The sequence below is a fragment of the Mesoterricola sp. MK458 genome (assembly GCF_055384935.1).
Map to the genome: position 1 here is coordinate 1,688,118 of NZ_AP045075.1, position 22,410 is coordinate 1,710,527.

Below are 22,410 nucleotides of genomic sequence, written 5' to 3' on the forward strand. Positions count from 1 at the left end.
ACCTTTCACAGGGATATCCCATGGAAAACCAGGAAGCCCTCACCCCCGCCGAGCCCAGCGAGCCCAATGCGTCCGTCGACCCCATCGAAACCGGTGAAACCAGCGAAACGGGCGTTGCCGTCGTGGCCGAGGAGATCCAGCCCGAAGGCCTGCTGAGGGAGTTCCGCGAGCGGGGCGAGGCCCTGGACCACCGCCTCGACGCCCTCCTGGACCTGGTGCAGGCCATCCGCTCCGAAATCCACCAGGAGAGCCAGACCGAGCTGCAGCGCCTGGCCCGGGCCGCCGAGGACATGGCCAACGGCAAGATCTTCCAGCAGATCGACATCCAGGCCAAGGGCGAGCTCGGGGCCCTGGTGGCCAGCATCAACTCCACCCTCATGAACCTGCAACAGCTGGACAGCTCCGTGAAGCAGCAGAGCACCCAGGTTCCCGAACTCGCGGCCCAGCTGGACGCCATCACCGCCGACACCGAGAAGGCCACCCAGAACGTCATGAACCGCCTCGACGTCCTCATGGCCGCCAGCGACCAGGCCCAGACCTCGGTCAAGGGCGCCGTGAAGGCCCTGCTGGCCACCCAGGAGGCCCAGGCGAAGTTCCACGCCCAGATGGACACCTACCTGGAGAAGGCCACCCAGGGCGCCGATCCCGCGCAGCTGGCCCAGGAGATCCTGGAGTTCCTCTTCGAGCACCAGATGAACCCCCCGCCGCCCCCGGCGGACCTGGAGGCCTGCCTGGCCCCGCTCAACACCGTGGCCGACGAGGCCTTCGAGATCCTCAACACCCTCCAGTTCCAGGACATCACCCGGCAGAAGGTGGAGAAGGTGGTGCTGCTCCTCAAGCAGTTCAAGGACGGCCTCAACCGCCTCCTGGCCATCTTCAACATCGAGGGCACCCTGGTGGGCATGCCCCCCAAGGAGGAGGCGGTCTTCGACAACCGCGTCATCGCCACCCAGGAGCACATCTTCGAGGCCACCCTGGAAGCCGACGACAAGAAGGAATCCGTGGACGACATCATCGCCCAGTTCAAGAAGGCCAAGGGTTGATCCGGGCCTGGGCCTTCCTGCTGCTGGGGACGGTCCTGGCAGCCCAGGCCCCGGCATTGCGGTCCCTGGAGCGCAGGAGTGGTGGCCGCCTCGGCGTGTGCGTCCTGGACGCCTCCGGGGCCCGGGTCCTGGCGTACCGCGCCGGGGAGCGGTTCCCCATGTGCAGCACGTTCAAGGTGCTGCTGGCCGGCGCCGTGCTGGCCAAGGTGGACGCGGGCCAGGCCGCCCTGGACCGCAAGCTGCCCTACGGCGCGAAGGACCTGCTGGACTACGCCCCCGTCACCCGCGCCCGCCTCGCCGAAGGCGCCCTCTCCCTGGAGGAGCTCTGCGCCGCCAGCGTCCAGGTGAGTGACAATACCGCCGCCAACCTGCTCCTGGACGCCTTCGGCGGCCCCGGCGCCGTCACCGCCTTCGTGCGGGGGCTGGGCGACCCCACCACCCGCCTGGACCGCCGGGAACCCGAGCTCAACGACGTGCCCAGGGGCGATCCGCGGGACACCACCTCCCCCGCGGCCATGGCGCGCACCCTGCGGGAGCTGCTGACCGGCCCGGCCCTTGCCCCCGCTTCCAGGGCCCGCCTCCAGAACTGGATGGCCACCTCCACCACCGGCGCCCACCGCCTGCGCGCGGGCTTCCCTTCCGGCTGGGCCGTGGCGGACAAGACCGGATCGGGCTTCGAGCGCTCCGGCACCGCCAACGACATCGCCTCCGTCACGCCCCCGGGGGGCCGCCCGATGTTCGTGGCGGCCTACCTCACCGGAGCCCGGCTGGACGCCAAGGGACGGGACGCCATCCTCGCCGAAGTGGGCCGCCTAGTCGCCTCCTTACCCAGGTAAGGATCAGCTCCCCGCCAGGAACCCCGTGCTGAACGCCGCCTGCAGGTTGTAGCCCCCCACCGGCCCGTCCACGTCCAGCAGCTCCCCGCAGACCCGCAGGTTGTCCCACCCCTTCACCGCCATCGTCCGGGGGTCCACGGCGGAAAGCAGGACGCCCCCGGCCGAGACCTCGCCCTTCTCCAGGTCCACCCGGCCCGGCTCCCCCAGGGGGAAGGCCCCCAGGAGGGCCGCCAGAGCCCTGCGCGCGGCCCGGGGCAGGTCCTTCATGCGCTGGTCCGGGGCGATGCCCAGCTCCGCCAGCACCGGCGCGCACGCGCGCTCCGGGAGCCACCGCCCCAGCCAGGTGCGCACCGCGAGATGGGGGTTGGACCGCTGCAGGCCCACCAGCTCCCCGTCCACGTCCCCCGCGCCCGTGTCGTAGCCCAGCCACGCGGCCCCAGCCCTGCGCGCGGCCTCGACGGGCCGGCTCAGCTCCAGGGCGGCCGGGCCCGAGATGCCGGCCCGGGTGAAGAGGATGTCCCCGCGGAACCGGCCCAGGACCCGGCCTTCCGGTCCCGCCTTCAGCACGAGCGCGCCGTCCCGCAGGGCGACGCCCTCCCATTCCGGACGCGGGTCGCGCAGGGGAATGGGCGCCAGGGCGGGGAACCAGGGCGCCACGGGCACGCCCAGGGCCCCCAGGGCGGCCAGGAGCTCGCCGCGGGTGCCGGTCCTGGGATAGCTGGCGCCGCCGGTGGCGAGGATGAAGCGGTCCGCCCGCAGCCAGGTGCCGTCCTCCATCACCAGGGCCTCCAGCGCGGGCGCCGCCCCTTCCAGGGCCCGGACCCTGGCCCCCAGGCGCAGGTGCACGCCGGCGCGGCGCACGGCGGCCTCGAAGGCGGCCGTGACCCGCGCGGCCGATCCCGGGCCGTCCACGGGGAACACGCGGCCGTTGTCCCGGGCCTGGGTGTGCACGCCCTCCCGGGCCAGCAGCCCGAGCACGTCCTGGTTGGTGAAGGCGTGCAGGGCCGGGCGCAGGAAGCGGGCCTGGGGCGCGGGGAAGGCCGCCAGCACCGCGGCCATGGGGCCGTCGTGGGTGATGTTGCACCTGCCGCCTCCGCTGATGCGGATCTTCATGCCCAGGCGGTCGTTGGCCTCCAGCAGCGTGGTGTCGTGCCCTGCGCACGCCGCGCGCCAGGCCGCGATCATGCCCGCGGCCCCGCCTCCGGCCACCAGGACCCTCAAGGGGCCGCCGCCGGGCCCTGGGCCTTCTGCAGGGCCTGGGCGAGGCCGCGCAGGAGGGCGGCGGCCGAGGCTCCGGGAGGCACCGGAAGCCCCGCCAGGGTGCCGGTGAAGCCCGCCGCGCGCAGGGCCTGGATGCGCGCGTCCAGCCCCTGGGCGTCCGTACCGGGCAGGAGCAGCACGAAGGTGCGGTCCGCCACCCTGCACAGCGCCTCGCCCGGCCCGAGGCCGGCGCAAAGCAGCCGCGCGCTCCGGACCATGTGGTCCTTGGCCTCCAGCCAGCCCGCCACCGGCTGGTAACAGCCCGCACCCAGGAGGGCGAGGGGTGGGTGGGTCCCCGCCGGCCAGCCCTGCACGAGGGTGAGGTGGGCCTCCAGGAAGGCTTCGGAATAGGCGCCGGTGGGCGGATCCACCAGCAGGTCCCGTTCGGGCCCGATGCGGCCGGCGCTGCGCCCCGCGAGGAGGCGGCCCTCCCGCAGCAGGACGTCCACCCGGATGCGCATCTCCGTGCCGTTGGAGGGGACGACGAGGTAGTCCGTGGGGCCCGCGTCGCCCCCCACCTGCTTGCGCTCCATGGCCTCCCGGGAGCACAGCATCAGGACCGGCAGTTCGCGGCTCTTGGCGAAGTTGCGCAGGTGGCCCACGAAGTCGCCCGCGGCGCCGTCGGGAAGCACGTGGTCGATGACCATGAGGTCGGGCAGGCCCTGGCCCATGCGGTCCAGGCACGCCCGCAGGGAATCGGCCCAGAGCACGTCGTGGCCCTGGGTTCGCAGCTTGTCCACCACCCATTCCCGCAGGTCGACGTCGGCGATCACCGCGAGGATCCGGGCCCGGGGCTGCTCCTCCCAGCGCCAGGCGCGGTGCGGGCCCTGGTTGGCCTTGAGCTCCTCCTGGAGGCTCCGGATCAGGAGGTGGCTGCGCACCCGGCTCCGCAGCTCCACGATATTGAGGGGCTTGTTGAGGAAGTCGTCGGCCCCCGCCTCGAAGCTGCGCTCCTTGGCCTCCTGGCCCAGGGAGGTGAAATGGATGACGGGAATGTGCTGGGTGGCCAGGTCGCCCTTGATGCGGCGGCACACCTCGAACCCGTCCATGCCCGGCATGACGATGTCCAGGAGCACCAGGTCGGGCGGTTCGTCCTCGATGCGGGCCAGGGCCTCCGGCCCGTCCTCCGCGAAGGCGAGCCGGCACCCCAGGTGCGCAAGCTGGGCTTCCAGGTAGCGCCGCACGACCGCATCGTCATCCACGATCAGGATGGAGCGAAGGGGAAGCCCCCCCAAAGAGATGTTCACGGGATCCATGACCCCCATGATAATGGTTTTCCAGGTCAAGGAGCGCCGATGCGATCAGCCAGCCCCCTCGTGGGAATCCTCATGGGGTCCAAGTCCGACTGGGAGACGATGAAGGAGACCGCGCGCACCCTGGCCGCGCTGGGCGTCTCCTTCGAGGCCCACGTCGCATCCGCCCACCGGACCCCCGACAAGGTCATCGACTACGTCCTGGCCGCCGAAGGCCGCGGCATCCGGGTCCTGGTGGCCGCCGCCGGCGGCGCGGCCCACCTCGCCGGCGTCTGCGCGGGCAAGACCCACCTGCCGGTCCTGGGGGTGCCCATGAAGGGATGGGCCCTGGACGGCATGGACTCCCTGCTTTCCACGGTCCAGATGCCCGCGGGCATCCCCGTGGGCACCCTGGCCATCGGCAAGGCCGGGGCCGTCAACGCCGCGCTGCTGGCGGCATCCATCCTGGCCCTGGGGGACCCCGGCGTGCGGGAGCGCCTCCTGGCCTACCGCAAGGCCCAGACCGAGAAGGCCCTGGCCGACGACGATCTTTCCCTCTGATGCTAGTCTGAAAGGATGACAGGAATAGGTTTCACCCAATCCAGACCCGCACAGTTCCGCCGTCTGGGCCACGTGCTCTACGCCGCTGGCCTGCGCATGCAGAAGGCCATGGCCGAGTACGTGAAGGACGGCACCCGTCCGGACCAGATCCTTGTGCTCGAGCACAACCCCGTGTTCACCCTGGGCCGCAACGCCACCCGGCAGGACATCCACGTCACCGACGCCTTCCTGGAGGAGCGCGGCGTGGAGGTCTTCGAGACCGACCGGGGCGGCCAGGTGACGTACCACGGCCCCGGCCAGGTGGTGGTCTACCCCATCTGCAACCTCAAGGGGGGCCGGGAGGACGTGGGCCGGCTCGTGCGCGGCCTGGAGGAGGCCATGATCCGCTGCGCCGGCGATTTCGGCGTCAAGGCCGACCGGCTCCAGGGCTACCCCGGCGTGTGGGTGGAGACCCCCCGGGGACCCGAGAAGCTGGGCGCCCTGGGCATCCACCTCAACCGCTGGATCGCCACCCACGGCATCGCCTTCAACGTCGCCCCGGACCTGGCCCACTTCCGGTGGATCACCCCCTGCGGCATCACCGACAAGGGCGTGTGCTCCCTGGCATCGCTCCTGGGCGACGCGGCCCCCACCTGGGACCAGGCCGCCGACAGCCTCCAGGCCCACATGGCCGTGACCCTGGGCCTGGACGTGCAGCCCGCGCCCGAGCCCAGCCGCAGCGTCTCGGCGCTCACCTGGCGCCGGGGACCCGGCGGCGTGGAGATCCTCGTCATGCTGCGCAACCCCGACCAGGGCCTCTGGTGGTCCAGCGTCACCGGCATGGTCGAGCCCGCCGAGACCCCTGAGGCCACCGCCCACCGCGAGCTCATGGAGGAGACCGGCCTCGTGGGCACGCTCACCGACATGGGCTTCGCCCACAGCTTCTGGATGGACCCCGCCATTCTCGGGCTCCCCCCCGGCCCGCCCCGGTTCAACCGGGAGATCTGCTTCCACATGGAGGTGGAGCCCGGCGCGCAGGTGGCCCTGGCCCTGGACGAGCACAGCGAGTATCGCTGGTGCGGGTTCCAGGAGGCCCACGACCTCATGATGTGGGAGGGCTCCAAGGCCGCCCTCCGGCGCCTGCGCAAGCACCTCGAGGCGCCGGTGCCCTAAACCTTTTCCCGCCGGCCCCCTCCATACCTGCGGGGGTCCGGATAATTTCAACACCTGGTGAAATACACCTTGCCCTCCGCCCGCCGGGCGTTCATGCTCAGATAGGATTGCGGCTAAACCCGTGTTTCCCTTGTTCGTATGCCGATTGATCAAGTTTCATCCATTTGACACCTAAGGAGTGGTGATGGTTCGTGCCTCCATGGTCCCCGTCCTCGCAATGTGCTACAGCCTGGTGGCCCAGACCCCGGCTCCCGAGGGAAAGCACCTCAGCCTCCAGGAAGCCATCCAGATCTCCCTGCAGAACAACCTCCAGGTGGACATCGCCCGCCAGAGCCGCGAGGTGACCCAGGCCGGCTACCTCACCAGCCAGGGCGTCTTCGACTGGAACCTCGGAGGCCAGGTCCAGTCCTCCCGCATCGACACCGCTTCCAATTCGCCCCTGTTCAAGGGTTCCTCCACGGCGGTGGCCTCCCAGTACACCTCCTACGGCCGCAGCCTGACGGTGGACCTGGCCAAGAACTTCGTGTGGGGCGGCAGCGTGAAATTCGAGTACGCGCCGGTCTACAGCTACTACCGGGGCGTGACCCTGGGCACGCCCGACGTCGCCACCAGCAACACCTACCCCTACTCCGGCGCCGTCACCGCCACCTACAGCCAGAACCTCCTGGCGGGCTTCGGCCGCGAGATCACCACCGCCCCCATGGTCGTGGCCCAGAAGAACGCCCAGGCCGCTGACTACACGTTCCAGCTGGCCATCATCAACCTCGTGGCCAGCACCGAGGGCCAGTACTGGGACCTCGTCTACGCCGAGCGCTACCTCGCCAACAAGAAGGTCTCCCTGGAGCTGGCCCAGAAGCAGCTCAAGGAGAACACCATCCGCATGCAGGTGGGCACCATGGCGCCCATCGACGTGACCAGCGCCGAAGCCCAGGTCGCCCAGGCCGAGCAGGACATCATCGCCGCCGAGGCTGCGCTCGCCAACGCCAAGGACGCCCTCATCCGGTCCATGTATCCCAACGCCGAGCGCCCCACCTCCCTCGCCAGCACCGATTCGCCCACCCTGGGCCACACGCAGCTCGACGAGTCCGCCGCGGTGAAGATGGCCCTGGAGCGCCGCGTGGAGCTCAAGTCCGCCCGCATCGGCAAGGAAGTGGCCCAGCTCAACGCCAAGGTGGCCGAGAACAAGACCCTGCCTTCGCTGTCCGCCTTCGGCACCTACACCGGGAACTCCAGCAACTATGATTCCCTGAGCTCGGTGAACAAGGACCTGACCGGCAGCAAGTACCCCGGCTACACCATCGGCCTGCAGTTCTCCATGCCCATCCAGAACCGCGCCGCCAAGGGCAACTTGTCCGCCGCCCGCGCCAACCTGCGCAGCAGCGAACTGGGCCTTCGGGACCAGGAACTGAGCATCACCCTCCAGGTGCGCACCGCCGTGCGCAACGTCGAGGCCGCCGAGAAGGGCGTGAAGGCCGCCGAGAAGACCCGCTACTACCAGCAGAAGAACCTCGAGGCCGAACAGAAGAAGTTCGAGAACGGCATGAGCACCAACTTCGTCGTCCTCCAGGTCATGACCAACCTGGACAACGCCAAGAGCGCCGAGCTGCAGGCCCAGATCGCCTACGCCAAGGCCGTCACCTCCCTGGAGCAGGCCGTGGGCAACCTCATGGAAGCCCGGAACCTCACCATCAAGTAGCCCCACCCGGGGCGCCGCGCAAGGGCGGGATCGCGGCGAGCCGCGGTCCCGCCCTTTACCGTCGCACAAGCCCGCAAGGAGGAACCCCATGCGTCCCAAGGAACTCGTCATGGCCTGGGCGAAGGCCTTCAACCGGGCCGACCCCGACGGACTCGCCGCCTTCTACGCCGAGGACGCCGTGAACCACCAGGTCGCCGAGGCCCCCGTGGAGGGCCGCGAAGCCATCCGGCGGATGTTCGCCGAAGGGTTCCGGGGCGCCGAGATGATCTGCATCGTGGAGAACATCTTCGAGGACGGGGAATGGGCCATCCTCGAATGGCGCGATCCCCTTGGGCTGCGGGGCTGCGGCTTCTTCCGGGTGGTGGACGGCCTCATCGTGTTCCAGCGCGGATACTGGGACAAGCTGACCTTCCTGCGCATGCACGGCCTGCCCATTCCGAGGAACTGACGGCTCACAGGTCGCCAGGCTCATCCACGTCCCAGGCGCCCTCCGGGAAAGGCACTTCCACCACGTCGTCCCCCTGGAGCAGGCCCCGGGCGCCCCGATCCCCGCGCAGCGCCAGGAGCGCGGGGAAGGTCCGGGCCGGCAGGATCGCCGGGATGCCCCGGACGCCGCCGTAGGCGCAGGCCACGGGCGCGCCCTTCCAGGCCCCCAGGAGTCTCGCCACCAGGGCGGCGTCCACCGCGGGCTGGTCGCACACCAGGAAGAGCGCCCCTTCGGCCCCGGGGTCCAGGGCCCGCACCCCCTCGCGCAGGGAACTGGCCATGCCCTCCTCCCAGCCGGCGTTGACGACCACCCGAACGGGCAGGCCCTCCAGCTCCCCGGCCATGGCTTCCGCCCGGCACCCGGTCACCACCACCACCGGGTCGCAGGCGCCCGCGGCGGCCACCGCCCTGCGCAGGAGCGACTCCCCCCGGTACCGCTCCAGCTGCTTGGGCCGGCCCAGCCTCCTGGAGGCGCCGGCGGCTAGGATCACGGCGGGTAGCATGGACGGGCCCCTGGGAAAGTTGTAACCAACAGGATAGGGCCTTGGCGGTATCATCCACTTACCGAACTTTTGTGGAGATTTTGATGCCGCTGCTGCCCCTCACCTTCGTCCTCGCCTCCGCCGTGGCCCAGACCGGGCCGGCCCTCACCCCAGCCGCCCAAAGCCTCGTGGCGGCGGAATATGCGTTCACCGACCAGTCGGCCAAGGACGGTATCCGGGCCGCCTTCATGGGCGCCTTCCACAAGGACGGCCTTGTCTTCATTCCCCGGGCCGTGAACGGCCTGGCCTACTACGGCACCCAGCTGGAAATGGGCGCCTCCCTCCAGTGGTTCCCCATCCGCGCCGAGACCTCCGCCGCCGGCGACCTGGGCTACACCACGGGACCCTACACCTTCCGGAGCGCCAAGGACGCGCCGGATGCGGCCTACGGCTGGTTCGTGAGCATCTGGCAGCGGGACGCCGGCTCCCCCTGGAAGGTGCGCCTGGAGATCGGCGTCTCCACGCCTGACCCCAGCGAACTGCCCGCCCCCAAGGCCCTGGCCCGCACCACCGCCGCGCTGCCCGCGGCCCCCACCGTGAGCCCCTCCGCCTCCGCCGAGCTGGTGGCCCTGGACACCGCCTTCGGCGAGGAATCCGCCAAGAACATCCAGAACGCCTACAAGGCGCGCGTGGACGCCAACGTCCGCCTCTACCGCAAGGGCCGCTTCCCCCTCGAGGGCGCCGGCAGCCTGCAGCGCTACCTGGACCCCTACGCCGTGACCTTCCAGCCCACCGAGGCCGTCATCTCCGGCGGCGGCGACCTGGGCTTCTCCCGCGGGACCCTGACCCGCAAGGACCCCTCGGGTCCCCAGACCTCCAACTACGTCCACATCTGGAAGAAGGCCGCCGGCGCCTGGAAGCTGGCCGTGGAAGTGGAAGTCCCCGCCAAGTAGCGCGGAACCGGGAAACAGCGGAACGGGGCCGGCTTGCCGGCCTCGTTCCGTATTGGCACGGGCGTCGCACCTTCCTCCCGCTGTGTCGGGAGTCCGTCGTGTCGATCAAAGGCCTCATCCTGTCTGGAATCCTCCTGGTGCCGGGGCCGTGGGCCCTGGCCCAGGCGCCGCCCCCGGGTCCCTCCGAGCGGGCCCTGCAGGAGCGGTACGTGCCCGATGACGGTAAACCGACGCAGGGCCGGAACGAGGGCGGCGCGCCTTCCGGATGGAGGGCCCTGGGCTCCATGCTCATCGTGCTGGGCCTGGCCGGCGGCGGGCTGTGGGCCTTCCGCAGGTGGGGGGCCAAGCGCCTTCCCGGCAGCGGGGGCTCCCGCCTGAACGTGGAGGAGACCCTGGCCCTGGGCGACCGCCGTTTCGTTTCCATCCTCCGGGCCGACGACGAGAAGTTCCTCATCGCCCTCGGCCCCCAGGGGGTCACCTTCCTGGCACGCCTGGACAGCGTGGAGGCCGGAGGCCCCGCGGACTTCGCCCAGGCGCTGTCCCGGCAGTCCGACATCGCCACGCCCATGGCCGTGCGGGACGTGGAAGCCATGATGCGGGGGGAGAAGCCGTGAAGAGGTTCTGGCCCGCCCTGCTCATTCTGCTCCTGGCGGGAGCGGCCCTCCACGCCCAGCAGGCCCCCGCGAACCTGCCCAGCGTGACCGTGGACTTCGGCAAGACGCCCCAGGGGCCTGCCCTCTCCGCCACCCTCCAGGCGGTGCTGCTCCTGACGGTGCTCACCCTGGCCCCCACCATCCTCATGACCACCACGTGCTTCATCCGCATCATCATCGTCCTGGGCTTCATGCGCCAGGGCATGGGCACGGCCTCCACGCCCAGCAACCAGGTGCTGATCAGCCTGGCCCTGGTGCTCTCGTTCTTCATCATGGCGCCGGTGGGGCGCGAGATTAACACCACCGTCCTGCAGCCCCTGAACCGCAACGAACTCACGGTGGACCAGGCCCTGGACAAGGCCGCGGCCCCCCTGAAGGTCTTCATGCTCAAGCACACCCGCAAGAAGGACATCTCGCTCTTCCTGGGCATCGCCAAGGCGCCGCCGCCCCAGACCAAGGCCGACGTCCCCATGGAGGTCCTCATGCCGGCCTTCCTGATCTCCGAGCTCAAGACGGCCTTCGAGATCGGCTTCATGATCTTCCTCCCCTTCCTCATCGTGGACATGGTGGTGGCTTCGATCCTGCTGAGCATGGGCATGATGATGCTGCCCCCGGTGGTGATCTCCCTGCCGTTCAAGATCCTGCTGTTCGTGATGGTGGACGGGTGGTACCTCATCGTGGGCTCGCTGGTGCGCGGGTTCACGGGTTGATGGAGAAAAGGTCATGAACGAAATCGTCATCGTCGACATCGCCAGGGACGCCCTCAGGACGGCCCTCTACGTGGCCGGGCCCGCCCTGGTCGTCTCCATGATCGTGGGGCTCTCCATCTCGGTCTTCCAGGTGGTCACCAGCCTCCAGGACCAGACCGTGGCCTTCGTGCCCAAGGTCGTGGCCGTCATGGCCACGGTGGTGCTGTGCTTCCCCTGGATGATGCGGCTCCTGCTCCAGTTCACCACCCGCATGTTCACCGAGTGGAACGGCGTCATCAAGGCACTCAACTGATGCCGAGCGTCCTGGGGAACCCCGCCCTCTGGGTCTTCACCCAGGCCAAGGCGCTCGTGTTCATGCTCACCCTGGTGCGCCTCACCGGGCTGCTGGCCACCATGCCGGGCTTCGGGCAGGCGCGGGTGGTCCTCCAGGCCCGCGTGGCCCTGGCGGTGCTCCTGGCCGCGGTCGTCGCGCCCCTGGCGGGCACCCCCACCGCGCCGGTGGAAACCATGTGGGACCTCACGGGCCTGATGTTCACCGAGCTGGCCGCGGGGCTCCTCATGGGCCTGGCCGTGAGCTGGATCGTGGACATGGTCTCCTTCGCCGGCCAGCTCATGGACACCCAGATGGGGTTCTCCTTCGTGCAGTTCCTGGACCCCGTGAGCGCCCACCCCGTGGCCGTGTCCGGGTCGCTCCTCAACCAGGTGGCCATGCTCCTCATCCTCGTCTCGGGCCTTCACCACCAGATGATCCGGGCCCTGGTGGAGAGCTACCGCATCCTGCCCCTGGGCGGCACCCTCTCCGTCAACCCCCAGCTGGTGGTGGTCAAGATGGGCCAGATCCTGGTCAAGGGATTCCAGCTGGCCTTCCCGGTGCTCTTCGCGCTCTTCATCGTCGACTTCATCGCGGGCATCGCCGGCAAGTTCATGCCCCAGCTCCACCTGATCACCCTCACCTTCCCCCTGAAGATCGCCATCGGCCTGGTGCTGCTGGGGATCATCCTGCGCGAGTTCTCCCCCTGGATCGGGCCCCTCCTGGAGGCCGCGCCCCGGGAGGCCCTGCGGCTGCTGGTGAGCCATGGCTGATCCCTCGAGGACCGAGAAGGCCACACCCAAACGAAGGCAGAAGGCCAAGGAGGAAGGCTCGATCCTCCGGGTGGCCGACCTGGACGCCACGGTCATGCTGTGGGCCAACTTCTTCCTCTTCATGTCCCTGGGTGCGGCCACCGTGGGCGGCCTCGCCGCTTCCATGACCTTCATCCTGCGCCAATCTGGACAGGCGGGGCTGCTGGTGGAGAACAACCTCCAATCCCTGGGGATCACCCTGCTCCAGATGGTCGGGAAGATCCTGGGGCCCTTCCTGCTGGCGAACTTCGTCCTGGCCCTGGCCAACCAGTTCGTGCAGCACGGCTTCAGCCTGCACATGAAGCTTCTGGTCCCCAAGTTCGGCAAGCTCAACCCCGCCTCGGGCTTCAAGAAACTGTTCTCCCCCCAGTCGGTGGCCAACCTCCTCAAGAGCGTCCTGAAGTTCCTCATCGTGGCCTGGGTGGCCTACCTGGTGGTGATGCCGCGCATCCCGGCCATCCTGGCCACCATGAACTACCCCATGGCCCAGGCGCTGGAGTACTTCCGCGAAACCATCTTCCTGCTCTACCGCGACATCATGCTCGTGATGATCGCCCTGGCCGCCGGGGACTTCCTGTACCAGCGCCACCAGCACGAGGAAGGCATGAAGATGACCAAGCAGGAGGTGAAGGACGAGGCCAAGGACGCGGAAGGCAACCCGGAGATCAAGGGCAAGCAGAAGTCCCTGATCTTCGCGGCGGCCATGCGCCGGATCATGTCCAAGGTGCCCAAGGCTTCGGTGGTCATCACCAACCCCACCCATTTCGCCGTGGCCCTGCGCTACGACCCCACCACCGCCGCCCCCATCCTCGTGGCCAAGGGCGTGGACCACCTGGCCCTGAAGATCCGGGAGCGGGCCAAGGAATCCGGGGTGCCCATCGTGGAGAACCCGCCCCTGGCCCGGGCCATCTACCACAACGTGGACCTGGACAAGCCCATCCCGGGGGAACTCTACCAGGCCGTGGCCCAGGTGCTCGCCTATGTGTACCGCCTCAAGGGCGCCGCATGAAGGCTTGATCGATGGTGGTAAAAAAAAACTTGGGTCGGCGGGGTCCCCATCCGAAACAATAGATATACCTTCGGTGATCCCCCTTGCCCCCTCCCATCGTCCCTTCCCATTTCCCACCCCAGCGCCTCCTCCTGGTGGATGACGACCTCATCCTCCTGGAGACCCTGCAGGAGCTCCTGGCGGCCGAAGGCTTTACCGTGACCCCCGCCTCGTCCGGCGAAGAGGCAGACGAGCGGCTGAAGGAAGCCCATCCCCCGTACGACCTGGTGCTCACCGATCTGGTCATGCCCGGCAAGACCGGCATGGACGTGCTCAAGGCCGCCCTGGCCCGGAACCCCAGCTGCACCGTCCTGGTGCTCAGCGGCTACGGCACCGTGCGGGAAGCCACGGAGGCCATGGACAAGGGCGCCTACGGCCTCGTCAACAAGCCCCTCCAACTCGAGGCCTTCCGCCAGACCCTGCGCCGCATCGTCGAGCGGGCCCAGCTCATCCGGGAACGGGACGACCTCAAGGCCCGGGTGCGGGAGCTGGAGGACCGCATCGGCAGGCTGGAGGCCATCCAGGGCCGCATGGAGATGCTGGCCCAGCGCATGGACCCGCGCACCCCCGAGGCCGGGAGCCTCCAGCTCCTCAAGGACCTGCGGGCCCGGGGCATCCTGGACCAGGAGCGCTTCGATTCGGCCCGCAAGGCCCTCCTCGCGGGGTGGAAACCGTGAGAGCGCTCACCGCCGCCCTCCTGGTGGTGGCCCTCACCGCGGGCGCGGCGGAACCCAAGGCGCCCACCGGGCGCATGACCGACGAACAGGCCGAGACCCTGGCGCGCCAGGCCATGGCCTCCAACGACGAGAAATTCCAGCGGAAGGTGCTGAACCAGCTCGCCGGCTACCACTTCAAGAGCACCTACGCCAAGGAGCGGGAGACGGTCCTGTTCGCCCAGGGCTTCCTCCAGGACCGCATGGGGGATACCGCTCGTGCGGCCGTCTCCTTCCACAAGCTCGAGACCACCTGGCCCAATTCCTCCTACCTGCCCGAGGCCCAGCCCGCCATGGCCCAGGCCGCCCTGGACCGCGGCCGCCCCAAGGAGGCTGAGTCCCGCCTCAACAAGGCCCTGGGCGCCGACCTCCCGGCCGAGACCCTGCGGCGGTGCCAGGAGATGTACCTGTGGTGCCTCGCGGACCAGGGCCGGGCCGCGGAGGGCCTGGACACGGTGCGCTCCCTCAAGCCCCTGGGCACGGCCAAGCCCTCCGAGAAGGGCCTGGTGGGCATCATGGAGGCCCTGTGCGCCGGGGAGAAGCGCTCCGAAGCCGAGAGCGTGCTGGCCGACTACCGCAAGCTCTACCCCCGCGGCGCCTACCTCGCCCGGGTGAACCTGGCCTGGGGCAAGCTCCTGGGCACCACGGGCGATTCCCGCAACGCCGCCAAGGCCTTCCAGAAGCTCATCGAGGACAAGCCCAACGCCCCCGAGGCCGACGAGGCCCGCATGGCCCTGGCCACCCTCCTGTCGGACGGCTCCCTGCCCCCCAAGGACGCCGAGGGCTACCCCGACGCCCAGGCCCTCCTGGCCCGGGTGAAGAAGACCGGAGGCCGGGAGGACGCCACCCGCAAGGCCCTCATGATCAACCTGCGCATCGCCGTGAAGCAGGGCCACTGGCAGGCCGCCCTGGACACGGTGGGCCAGTTCCGGGCCGCCAAGCCCCTCCCGGGCGAAGCCAAGCCCGTGGCCGACCTGCGGGCCGCGGCCGTGAGGGGCTTCGTCCAGGAATGCCTGGCGAAAAAGGAACCCCAGCACCTGCTGCCCATCCTGGACGCCGAGAGCATCCTCTCCCTCACCCCGGCCCAGCGCATCGAACTGTCCCGGGCCCTGGCCGCCAAGGGCCTGCCCGAGGCCTCCCGCGCCCTGGCCCGCGCCGTCCCCGCCAAGGAGCAGCCCGCCCTGGCCAAGGCCGCCCTGGAGGGCCTGGGCCCCGGCACCGACCCCGAGGCCACCCTGGCCCTGCTGCCCCCCAAGGCCCAGGGCCCGCGGGAGAGCCTCCTGCGCGCCCGGGCCGCCGTGTCCCTGCGCCAATGGAAGGAGGCCCGCCCCGCCCTCCTCAAGGCCCGTCCCGGCCCCGAGCGCATCCAGGCCCTCCTGGTCTACCTGTGCCGGCCCCTGGAGGAGGGGGAGAAGGCCGAGGCCCGCGCCAAGGACATCGAGTCCTGGCTGGCCAGGGCCACCGAGAAACCCGCTGACCGTGAGCCCCTGGTGCTCCTGGCCGCCGACCACCGGGCCCGTGCCGGCGAATGGCGGGCCGCCCTGGCCCTGTACCCCGCCAAGCCCACCGAGGCCAACCGGGGCTGGGTCGCCCTCATGCGCGCCACCTGCCAGGCCCGCCTGGGCCAGCAGGACGTGGCCCTCACGACCCTGAAGGAGGCCCGGGAGGTGGCCGCCTTCAAGAACGAGCGCACCTCCCTGGAAAAGCGCCTGGGGCTCTGATCACCCCTCGTCGTCCAGGTACCCGGGATCTTCGATCTCCACCAGTTCGCCCGCCTCCAGGCGGGCGCGCTGATCCGGGGTGAGCGCCAGGCCCATCCACCGGGGGTCGATCCTCGAATTGAAGAAATGCACCGACGCCTCGCCGTCCTCGAAGGCTTCCAGGGTCTTCCAGAGGTGCGCCCACCCGATGGCGTTGATCCGTGCGAAGACCCTCATGTCAGCTCCGGTAGAAGGCCATCAGGGCGCCCACCACCGCCTGGGCGTAGCGTTCCCGGAAGGCGGGATCCTTCAGGTTGACCACGTCGTCCTCGTTGGTGAGGTTGGCCACCTCCACGAGCACCTTGGTGGCCGCGGCGTTGTAGCGGATGACCGCGGGAACGTAGCTCTTGCCGGAGCGCTGGATGACGTTGCGTATGGGGCGGTTGGCGTGCACGGGGAGTTCGTCCGCGCCCAGGGCCTTCAGGAGGGCCTCCGCGAAGAGGCGGCTGCGCGCCTCGGTCTGGAGCCGCTCCCGGGCGGAGAAGGCCACCCGGGCCCCGGTCTTCATCTCCCGCACCCGCGCCGCGCGGCGGTCGCCCAGGGCGAAGCTGGAGGGGACGCCCGACGCCCCGGGCACGTAGACCATGGTGCCCCGGGCCGAGGGGTGCAGGCTGTCCGCGTGGAAGCTGATGAAGAGCGTCTTGCGCGCGTCGCCGGACCGGGCGAAGCTGGCGAAGAGGTCGTTGGCCAGCACCCAGCGCAGGTGCACGCTCACGGCGTTGGGGCTCTCGCCGTCGTTGGCGAAGGGCGGCGTGGTGAGGATCTCGGCGTCGTGCGTGGGCCGGGTGATGCTCTCGCGCACCTTGAAGCCGATGCTGGGGTAGCGGATGGTGCTGGACACCACCGCCTCGGTGTCCTGCTCCAGGAGCCGGCGTACGCGCATGGCGATGTCGTAGACGAAATCGGATTCCCAGGCCCCGTTGGCGGCGGCGCCCTTGTCCACCCCGCCGTGGCCGGCGTCCAGGACGATGCGGATGCCCTTGAGCCGCGGCCCGGCCTCCGCCACGGTGGTGCGCCTCACCTCGGCGCGCACCTCGCGCTCCTCGGCCAGGCCCACGGAACCCTCGGCCTGGAAGGGATCGGCCAGGAGCTCCAGGGGGATCTTGATGACCTGGCCGGGCTGGATGGCCCGCACCTCGTCGATGCCGCTGCGCCGCGCGATGGCCAGGGCCAGGTCGTTCACGCCCTTGGGGTCCACCTGGTCGGTGTAGCGCATCACCACGGCCGTGTACAGCGCCTCGCCCTTGCGCAGGTGGTAGGCGGCGTACTTGCCCTGGCGGTCCTCCCCGAAGGTCAGGAGGGCGCGGAACGCGGCCACCCGGGCCTCGTCGTCCAGGCCGTCCTCGGGCTGGCTCCGGTCCACCTTGGCCTGGCCCCTGCCCCCCAGTTCCTTGGCCAGCAGCGTGCGGGGAATCACCCACACGTCGCCCAGCCTCAGCTTTTCGGGCCGTCCGGGATTGGCGGCCTGGAGCTTGTCGTAGTGCTGGCCGTGGCCCACGAAGAGCGCGGACATGAGCCACACGGATTCCAGCTCGGGCCAGCGCACCTTGTGGCGCACCTCCGAGGCGGTCCATCGGTCCTCGGGGAAAAGGCCGTGGAGGGCCCAGAGACGGCCCTCGGGCGTGAGGTCGCCGAAGGCGGCCCAGGGTCCGGCGCGCTCGGCCAGGAACTTCCGGGGCAGGCGCGAGGCCTCCACCTGGACCCCCTGGCGGAAGGCGAGGCGGATGCGGGCCGAGCCGCCCTTGGGGAGCCGGGCCTTCACCTCCGCGGTGGCCGGCGCGGCCTGGGCCACGATGCCGGCCAGGGCCGCGAAGGCCAGCGCCCTCAGCCCTCCCATGGCACGTCTTCGCCCGCGATGCCGGCCAGGGACCCGCGGATCCATTCGCGCATGGACTCGGCCATCTCCTCGGGATCCTGCGCCCGGGCCTCCAGGAACGCCTGGAAGCGCCGCTCCAGGTGGGAGGTGCCCTCCTCGAGCAGGAAGAGCCGGTCCGCGATGCGGCCCTGGGGATCCTTGGCCTGGGTGGGGGGCAGCTTCATGGTGCTGATCTCCAGGCCCGCGGCGCCCAGGGTGAACGTCCACTCCATGTCGCCGGAAAGGAGCCGCACCTTGGCCTTGGCCGGGCGCATGCCCCGGGAGAGCGCCTCGAAGGCCTCGCGGCTCTCGGCGGGGTTGCCCTTGCGCAGGCTGAGTTCCTTCACGTCGCCGCTCTCGGTGACGAGCTGCACGGCGTCATCCACGAAGCAGGCGGATTGGTCCCCGTCCAGCCCGCTGACGCCGCCGTCCTTGAGGCCGCGCATCCAGAGCCAGAGCAGGAACTCCTCGCCGAGGAACCGGCCCTGTTCAATGAGTTCCATGGGTTTCATGCGTGCTCCAGCGTGAGGTCGAGGGGATCGAGGGCCATGAGGGAATCGACAGACACCTGGGGCAGGATGCGCCCGGCCAGAAGCAGGGGCGCCAGGGGCTGCAGCTCCAGGCCGAAGGACTTGATGAAGAGCTCGAAAAGCGCGGACTGGGTCTTGGAGGAGGAGGCGGTGGTCCAGAGCATTCCGCCCTTGAGGTCCCAGGCCACCTCGGCCACCTTGGGCGTGGGCAGCACCTTGAGCAGCAGCTCCACCTTCACCTCCTCGGCCAGCGAGGTGCGGGCCTCCCGGCCCACGAAGGCCAGGTCCTTCTCCTTCTGCAGGGTCTGCAGCCGAAGGTCCACCTGGGCCTTCAGGAGGGCGCCGGGCACCTTGCGGGAGTCGATGCGCAGGCCGAAGACCGCGAAGCGCTCCTGCACCACCCAGTCCCGGTCCGGGGGCACGATGAGCAGGTTGCGCCAGTCGCACCACCCCATGCGTTCCTCCTCCAGGCCGTCCTCGAAGGGGCGGAAGCAGTGTTCGCGGAGACCCTCGATCAGCTCCTGCTCGGAGGGAACGGGGCCCAGGACCAGGAAACGTCGCAGGGAAAGGGTTCCTTGGATCAGGCTCATGGGTTTCCTCGCAATAGACGGCCGAGACGATTGATGATGGGCTGGTTGGGGTTCGTGTCCTCGTTGGCCAGCAGCGGATCCGGCGCAAGTTGGAGATCCACGATGCGCACGGGCTCGTGGAGGTCGGGCATGGCCAGGCCGGGGTCGTCCAGGGTCAGCAGGAGGCCCGTGAGGTTGTCCCGCCCGCCCCGGGCCAGGGCTTCCTGGGCCATGGCCTCCAGCGTCCTGCTGGCCGGGTCCCCCCGGGACAGCATGCGGGCCATGTCCTCGTCCGGAACCTCGCCGTGGAGGCCGTCGGAACAGAGCAGGAGCCGGTCCCCCCGCCGGAGCGCCACGCGGCTCAGCACGGCCCGGATGGGCACCGGCGCGCCGAGGGCCTGGGTGATCATGCTGCGCTGGGGGTGGGTCTTGGCTTCCTCGGCGGTGATGCTGCCGTTGCTGATCATCTCCCGCACCAGGGTCTGGTCCTCGGTGACCTGCACCAGGTTGGGCTTGCGGAAGACGTAGGCCCGGCTGTCGCCCACCTGGGCCACGTAGGCGTGGCCCTTCCAGATGACGGCGGCCGTAAGGGTGGAGCCCATGCCCCGGCTGGAGCGTTCCGCGTCCGCGTAGCGCAGGACGGCGCTGGAGGCGCCCTCCACCGCGTGCTTGAGGGCCTTCAGGAGGCCCGCCTCGTTGGCCAGATGGGCCGGGAACCGCCCCCAGTGCCCGAAGAGGTTCACCGCCACCGAAGCCAGGCCCTCGCGGCTGGCGATCTCGCCCGAGGCCGCTCCGCCCATGCCGTCGGCCACCGCGGCCAGGATTCCGGCGTGGCAGGTGTTGGGCATGGGCCCCAGCCCGTTCACCAGAGGCTCATCCCCATCCAGCGCGCTCACCAGATAGGCATCTTCATTGTTTTTCCGCACCCGGCCTACGTGGGTGATGGCAGCATAATCGATGAGCATGAAGGGGATGTTCCTGCAGACGACGAAAGGGTCACATCCGGGGCACAGAACCGGTGCGGATAGGATTCCATGGTACCAGGAACCCCCATCATATCCCCTGCCCGGCCATCATGAGCGAATCAGATATCAAGGAGCCAACCCGTGATTCTCTACGCCCCGCACACCGCGCACCCCCCCCAGCCCCTGCCCCCCCTGACCCCGGCCCAGACGGCCATCGCGGTGATCCTGCTGCTCCTGGTGCTGTGGATTGCCTATAGAATCGGTAAAGTCATCCTCCGGGTCGTCGCGGGCCTGCTTTTTCTGGGCCTCGCGGGCTACGGCATCTGGTACCTTTTGATCAGGTAGAATTTCCGTCCTTCCCATCACCATCCCTCGAGGAGCAAGCATGGCTGCCATCTCCTGCCCCAACTGCGGCGCCGATCTCACCGTCCCCCAGAGCGTTCGCATCGCCGAATACCACTTCGGCCGCCTGGAAAAGGTCGACCAGGCCCCCATGGAAGGGCCCGGCTTCAAGTACCATTTCGAACAGCCCGACACCTACACGATCCTCTGCAACACCTGCAAGCGGCTCGTGCGCACCCTCCCCATCGGCAAGTAGGCCGGGGCCGGCACAAAGGAAAGGGGCCCTCGCGGGCCCCTTTCCTTGTGCCACTCCCGCGGCTAGTTCTTGAGGATGCGGGGGGTGATGAAGATCAGCAGCTCGTCGTTGCTGTCCTTGTTGATCTTGTTGCGGAACAGGAAGCCGATGAGGGGCAGATCCTTGAGGAAGGGGACGCCCGTGGACTGCTGGGTGTTGTTGTTCTTGTAGACGCCGCCCATGATGGCCGTGCCGCCGTCCTTCACGAGCACCTGGGTCTCCACGGCCTTGCGGGTGATGGTGGGCGTGGTGCCCACGAGCTGCCCGAAGTCCGCGTCGGCCTTCTCCACCTTGATGTCCATGAGGATGGTGCCGTCGTTGGTGATCTGGGGCGTGACTTCCAGTTCCAGGTTGGCGTCCGCGAACTGCACGGCGATGGCGCCGCCGGCGACACCGGTCTGCTGGGCGGGATAGGGGATCTTCGCGCCGGACAGGATCCGGGCCTTCTTGTTGTTCTGGGTGACCACCTTGGGCGAGGAGACGATCTTGACCACGCCCTGCTTTTCCAGGGCCTGGAGGATCACGTTCACGCTCATGCGGTTGCTGAGGAAGGAGACCCAGAATTCACCCGCGGGGCTGGCGATGTCGGTGACGCCCGTGGCTCCGGGGGAGAAGGCGACCGTGGCCGCGTTGCCCGTGGTGGCCAGGTTGTTGATGCTGTTCCAGGACGACCCGTTCGTGGTGCCCCAGGGGGCGGCGGTGCCGGTTCCGGTGGTGAGGGCGGCGCTGCCGGTGTTGGACGTGGGCCACTTGACGCCGAAGTCCTTCTCCCAGTTCTTGGAGGCTTCCACCACCCGGGCCTCGATCTGCACCTGCTGGATCTGCACGTCCAGCTGGGCGATGAGATCGTCCAGGATGGGGAGGTTCCGGGGCAGGTCCGTGATGATGAGGGTGTTGGTGCGCTCGTCCACGATGATGTTGCCGCGCTTGGTGAGCATCTTGTCGAGGATGCCCTTGGATTCCATCGCCTTGGCGAAGGACAGGGGCCGCGTGATGCTCTGCACGTCGCCGGCCAGGGCCTTGGCGTCGTCGAGGCGCTTGCGATCCTCCTCCTCCTTCTGGAGCTTCTCGATCTTGGCGACGCGGATGATGCCGTTGCTCACTTCCTTGCCCAGCCCGGCGTGCTTGAGGATCACGTCCAGGACCTGGTCCCAGGGGGTGTCGGTGAACTTGAACGTGTAGATGCCGGTCACGTCCTGGTCGACGATGAGGTTCAGGTGCGCCGTGTCGGCGATGATGCGCAGGAAGCTGGTGAGGTCCGTGCCCACCACGTCGATGGTCATGCGGGCGCCGGTGTAGCGGCCCGTGACGTCGCCGAGGGTGCGGCCGCTGCGGGATTCCTCCCGGCGCGGGGCGGGCTTCTCCTGGGCCAGGGCGGTGGGAAGCACCGACTGCACCGCCAGGGACGGCAGGGCCTGGAAGGGCGCGCCCACGGCCGGGACGGGCACGAGGGGCTCGGGCCGGGCGGCGACCTTGGGGGCCTCCTCCTTGATGACAAAGGGGGCCGGGGCGGCGGCCACCTTGGGTGCCTCGTCCTTGACGGCCACGGGGGCCGGCGCGTCCTCGGTCACCACGTACCCGGCGCGTTCCACGGTCGGAACGGCGGAGGTGGACGGCGCGGCGGGCTGGGGCACGGCGAAGGCCGCGCGCTCAGGCAGGGCGGGCGTCTGGGGCAGCGTGGCCTTGCTCGCGGCCACGGCCTCGGTTTCCATGGGGACCGGCGCCACGGGGGCCGGCGCCGCGGCGTCCTGGGCTCCCAGGTGGGCGTGGATGGCTCCCTGGCCGGCGTCGAGGGCGATGCTCACGCCGGTTCCGTCGCTGGTCACGGTGGCCTGGGTTCCGGGCGTCACCTCCAGGACGATGCGGGTGACGGGCTGCGGCGCCGTGGCGAACTGCGCCAGGCGGGAGCGGAGGATCTGGGGGCACACCAGGGCCTGCATGTCCTTCCGGGTGACCTTGTCCCCGCGGTTGACCCCGGGCAGGTCCACGACGACCCGGGCCGGATTGGGGAGCACCTGGAGGCGGGGGACGCCGGCGAATCCCGGGATGCTCAGCTTGAGCACCTGGATGGATCCGGGCTGCATGCTCGCCCCAGCAAGCGTTGCGATGGCGGCGTTGGTGCCGGAATCAGGGAGGGCTCCGTTGAG

General features: G+C 69.7%; 25 protein-coding genes. 16 read left to right on the forward strand and 9 right to left on the reverse strand.

All coding sequences use genetic code 11. The features are described 5' to 3' along the window. Nucleotides 1–20: 20 nt before the first annotated feature. Nucleotides 21–1,043, forward strand: coding sequence for a HAMP domain-containing protein (locus ACZ5LB_RS07270; RefSeq protein ID WP_464605514.1), 1,023 nt, complete (start codon nucleotides 21–23; stop codon nucleotides 1,041–1,043). Continuing rightward, on the forward strand, nucleotides 1,040–1,879 hold the full coding sequence (gene bla, locus ACZ5LB_RS07275) for a class A beta-lactamase (RefSeq protein ID WP_464605515.1): 840 nt from the start codon (nucleotides 1,040–1,042) through the stop codon (nucleotides 1,877–1,879). Before ACZ5LB_RS07270 ends, bla begins: the two co-directional genes overlap by 4 nt. Nucleotides 1,880–1,882: 3 nt before the next feature. On the opposite strand, the gene ACZ5LB_RS07280 is transcribed toward bla, so the two are convergent. Next, nucleotides 1,883–3,100: an aminoacetone oxidase family FAD-binding enzyme gene (locus ACZ5LB_RS07280; protein ID WP_464605517.1), complete on the reverse strand. Its 1,218-nt coding sequence runs from the start codon at nucleotides 3,098–3,100 to the stop codon at nucleotides 1,883–1,885. Then, nucleotides 3,097–4,386, reverse strand: coding sequence for a response regulator (locus ACZ5LB_RS07285; protein ID WP_464605518.1), 1,290 nt, complete (start codon nucleotides 4,384–4,386; stop codon nucleotides 3,097–3,099). The genes ACZ5LB_RS07280 and ACZ5LB_RS07285 overlap by 4 nt, the downstream gene beginning before the upstream one ends. A gap of 48 nt (nucleotides 4,387–4,434) precedes the next feature. On the opposite strand from ACZ5LB_RS07285, the gene purE reads away from it, so the two are divergent. The 4 genes from purE (at nucleotide 4,435) to ACZ5LB_RS07305 (ending at nucleotide 8,228) form a co-directional block, all read left to right on the forward strand. Beyond that, nucleotides 4,435–4,932, forward strand: a complete 498-nt coding sequence (gene purE, locus ACZ5LB_RS07290) for a 5-(carboxyamino)imidazole ribonucleotide mutase (protein ID WP_464605519.1) — start codon at nucleotides 4,435–4,437, stop codon at nucleotides 4,930–4,932. Between the two features lie 72 nt (nucleotides 4,933–5,004). After that, a complete protein-coding gene (lipB, locus tag ACZ5LB_RS07295; RefSeq protein ID WP_464605520.1) occupies nucleotides 5,005–6,084 on the forward strand; it encodes a lipoyl(octanoyl) transferase LipB in 1,080 nt (359 codons plus the stop codon). A 184-nt stretch (nucleotides 6,085–6,268) separates the two neighbouring features. Further along, nucleotides 6,269–7,780: a TolC family protein gene (locus ACZ5LB_RS07300; protein ID WP_464605521.1), complete on the forward strand. Its 1,512-nt coding sequence runs from the start codon at nucleotides 6,269–6,271 to the stop codon at nucleotides 7,778–7,780. 88 nt (nucleotides 7,781–7,868) lie between these two features. Continuing rightward, nucleotides 7,869–8,228, forward strand: a complete 360-nt coding sequence (locus tag ACZ5LB_RS07305) for a nuclear transport factor 2 family protein (protein WP_464605522.1) — start codon at nucleotides 7,869–7,871, stop codon at nucleotides 8,226–8,228. Nucleotides 8,229–8,232: 4 nt separating this feature from the next. On the opposite strand, the gene ACZ5LB_RS07310 is transcribed toward ACZ5LB_RS07305, so the two are convergent. Next, on the reverse strand, nucleotides 8,233–8,769 hold the full coding sequence (locus ACZ5LB_RS07310) for a nucleotidyltransferase family protein (protein WP_464605523.1): 537 nt from the start codon (nucleotides 8,767–8,769) through the stop codon (nucleotides 8,233–8,235). An 83-nt stretch (nucleotides 8,770–8,852) separates the two neighbouring features. On the opposite strand from ACZ5LB_RS07310, the gene ACZ5LB_RS07315 reads away from it, so the two are divergent. From ACZ5LB_RS07315 to ACZ5LB_RS07350, 8 genes are all read left to right on the forward strand, one after another. Then, on the forward strand, nucleotides 8,853–9,701 hold the full coding sequence (locus ACZ5LB_RS07315; RefSeq protein ID WP_464605524.1) for a Cif family virulence factor: 849 nt from the start codon (nucleotides 8,853–8,855) through the stop codon (nucleotides 9,699–9,701). Between the two features lie 98 nt (nucleotides 9,702–9,799). Further along, nucleotides 9,800–10,315 carry a FliO/MopB family protein gene (locus tag ACZ5LB_RS07320; RefSeq protein WP_464605525.1) on the forward strand — a complete coding sequence of 172 codons (516 nt, stop codon included), beginning with the start codon at nucleotides 9,800–9,802 and terminating at the stop codon, nucleotides 10,313–10,315. Then, nucleotides 10,312–11,064 carry a flagellar type III secretion system pore protein FliP gene (gene fliP, locus ACZ5LB_RS07325; protein ID WP_464605526.1) on the forward strand — a complete coding sequence of 251 codons (753 nt, stop codon included), beginning with the start codon at nucleotides 10,312–10,314 and terminating at the stop codon, nucleotides 11,062–11,064. The genes ACZ5LB_RS07320 and fliP overlap by 4 nt, the downstream gene beginning before the upstream one ends. A gap of 13 nt (nucleotides 11,065–11,077) precedes the next feature. Then, on the forward strand, nucleotides 11,078–11,356 hold the full coding sequence (fliQ, locus tag ACZ5LB_RS07330) for a flagellar biosynthesis protein FliQ (protein WP_464605527.1): 279 nt from the start codon (nucleotides 11,078–11,080) through the stop codon (nucleotides 11,354–11,356). Further along, on the forward strand, nucleotides 11,356–12,147 hold the full coding sequence (locus tag ACZ5LB_RS07335) for a flagellar biosynthetic protein FliR (protein WP_464605528.1): 792 nt from the start codon (nucleotides 11,356–11,358) through the stop codon (nucleotides 12,145–12,147). Before fliQ ends, ACZ5LB_RS07335 begins: the two co-directional genes overlap by 1 nt. After that, nucleotides 12,140–13,195 (forward strand): flagellar biosynthesis protein FlhB, encoded by a 1,056-nt coding sequence (gene flhB / locus ACZ5LB_RS07340; protein WP_464605529.1) that lies wholly within the window; start codon nucleotides 12,140–12,142, stop codon nucleotides 13,193–13,195. The genes ACZ5LB_RS07335 and flhB overlap by 8 nt, the downstream gene beginning before the upstream one ends. 83 nt (nucleotides 13,196–13,278) lie before the next feature. Continuing rightward, on the forward strand, nucleotides 13,279–13,911 hold the full coding sequence (locus tag ACZ5LB_RS07345) for a response regulator (protein ID WP_464605530.1): 633 nt from the start codon (nucleotides 13,279–13,281) through the stop codon (nucleotides 13,909–13,911). Next, the gene (locus tag ACZ5LB_RS07350; RefSeq protein WP_464605531.1) at nucleotides 13,908–15,668 is read left to right on the forward strand and encodes a tetratricopeptide repeat protein; all 1,761 of its coding nucleotides are present in this window, start codon (nucleotides 13,908–13,910) and stop codon (nucleotides 15,666–15,668) included. Before ACZ5LB_RS07345 ends, ACZ5LB_RS07350 begins: the two co-directional genes overlap by 4 nt. On the opposite strand, the gene ACZ5LB_RS07355 is transcribed toward ACZ5LB_RS07350, so the two are convergent. The 5 genes from ACZ5LB_RS07355 to ACZ5LB_RS07375 are packed head-to-tail and all read right to left on the reverse strand — an operon-like array spanning nucleotide 15,669 to nucleotide 19,557. Continuing rightward, on the reverse strand, nucleotides 15,669–15,884 hold the full coding sequence (locus ACZ5LB_RS07355) for a hypothetical protein (protein ID WP_464605532.1): 216 nt from the start codon (nucleotides 15,882–15,884) through the stop codon (nucleotides 15,669–15,671). It lies immediately after the preceding gene. Between the two features lies 1 nt (nucleotide 15,885). Then, entirely contained in the window at nucleotides 15,886–17,544 is a 1,659-nt protein-coding gene (locus ACZ5LB_RS07360) for an N-acetylmuramoyl-L-alanine amidase family protein (RefSeq protein ID WP_464605533.1), read from the reverse strand. Beyond that, nucleotides 17,532–18,074: a hypothetical protein gene (locus tag ACZ5LB_RS07365; RefSeq protein WP_464605534.1), complete on the reverse strand. Its 543-nt coding sequence runs from the start codon at nucleotides 18,072–18,074 to the stop codon at nucleotides 17,532–17,534. The genes ACZ5LB_RS07360 and ACZ5LB_RS07365 overlap by 13 nt, the downstream gene beginning before the upstream one ends. After that, nucleotides 18,071–18,682: a recombination-associated protein RdgC gene (gene rdgC / locus ACZ5LB_RS07370; RefSeq protein ID WP_464605536.1), complete on the reverse strand. Its 612-nt coding sequence runs from the start codon at nucleotides 18,680–18,682 to the stop codon at nucleotides 18,071–18,073. Before rdgC ends, ACZ5LB_RS07365 begins: the two co-directional genes overlap by 4 nt. Further along, entirely contained in the window at nucleotides 18,679–19,557 is an 879-nt protein-coding gene (locus tag ACZ5LB_RS07375) for a protein phosphatase 2C domain-containing protein (RefSeq protein WP_464605537.1), read from the reverse strand. The genes rdgC and ACZ5LB_RS07375 overlap by 4 nt, the downstream gene beginning before the upstream one ends. A gap of 210 nt (nucleotides 19,558–19,767) precedes the next feature. Here ACZ5LB_RS07375 and ACZ5LB_RS07380 point away from each other — a divergent pair, with 210 nt between their 5' ends. Together ACZ5LB_RS07380 and ACZ5LB_RS07385 are read left to right on the forward strand one after the other, a co-directional pair. Beyond that, nucleotides 19,768–19,971, forward strand: a complete 204-nt coding sequence (locus ACZ5LB_RS07380; protein WP_464605538.1) for a hypothetical protein — start codon at nucleotides 19,768–19,770, stop codon at nucleotides 19,969–19,971. 40 nt (nucleotides 19,972–20,011) lie between these two features. Then, nucleotides 20,012–20,224, forward strand: a complete 213-nt coding sequence (locus tag ACZ5LB_RS07385; protein WP_306601303.1) for a hypothetical protein — start codon at nucleotides 20,012–20,014, stop codon at nucleotides 20,222–20,224. A gap of 62 nt (nucleotides 20,225–20,286) precedes the next feature. Here ACZ5LB_RS07385 and pilQ read toward each other — a convergent pair whose 3' ends face one another. Further along, nucleotides 20,287–22,347: a type IV pilus secretin PilQ gene (pilQ, locus tag ACZ5LB_RS07390; protein WP_464605539.1), complete on the reverse strand. Its 2,061-nt coding sequence runs from the start codon at nucleotides 22,345–22,347 to the stop codon at nucleotides 20,287–20,289. Between the last annotated feature and the right edge of the window lie 63 nt (nucleotides 22,348–22,410).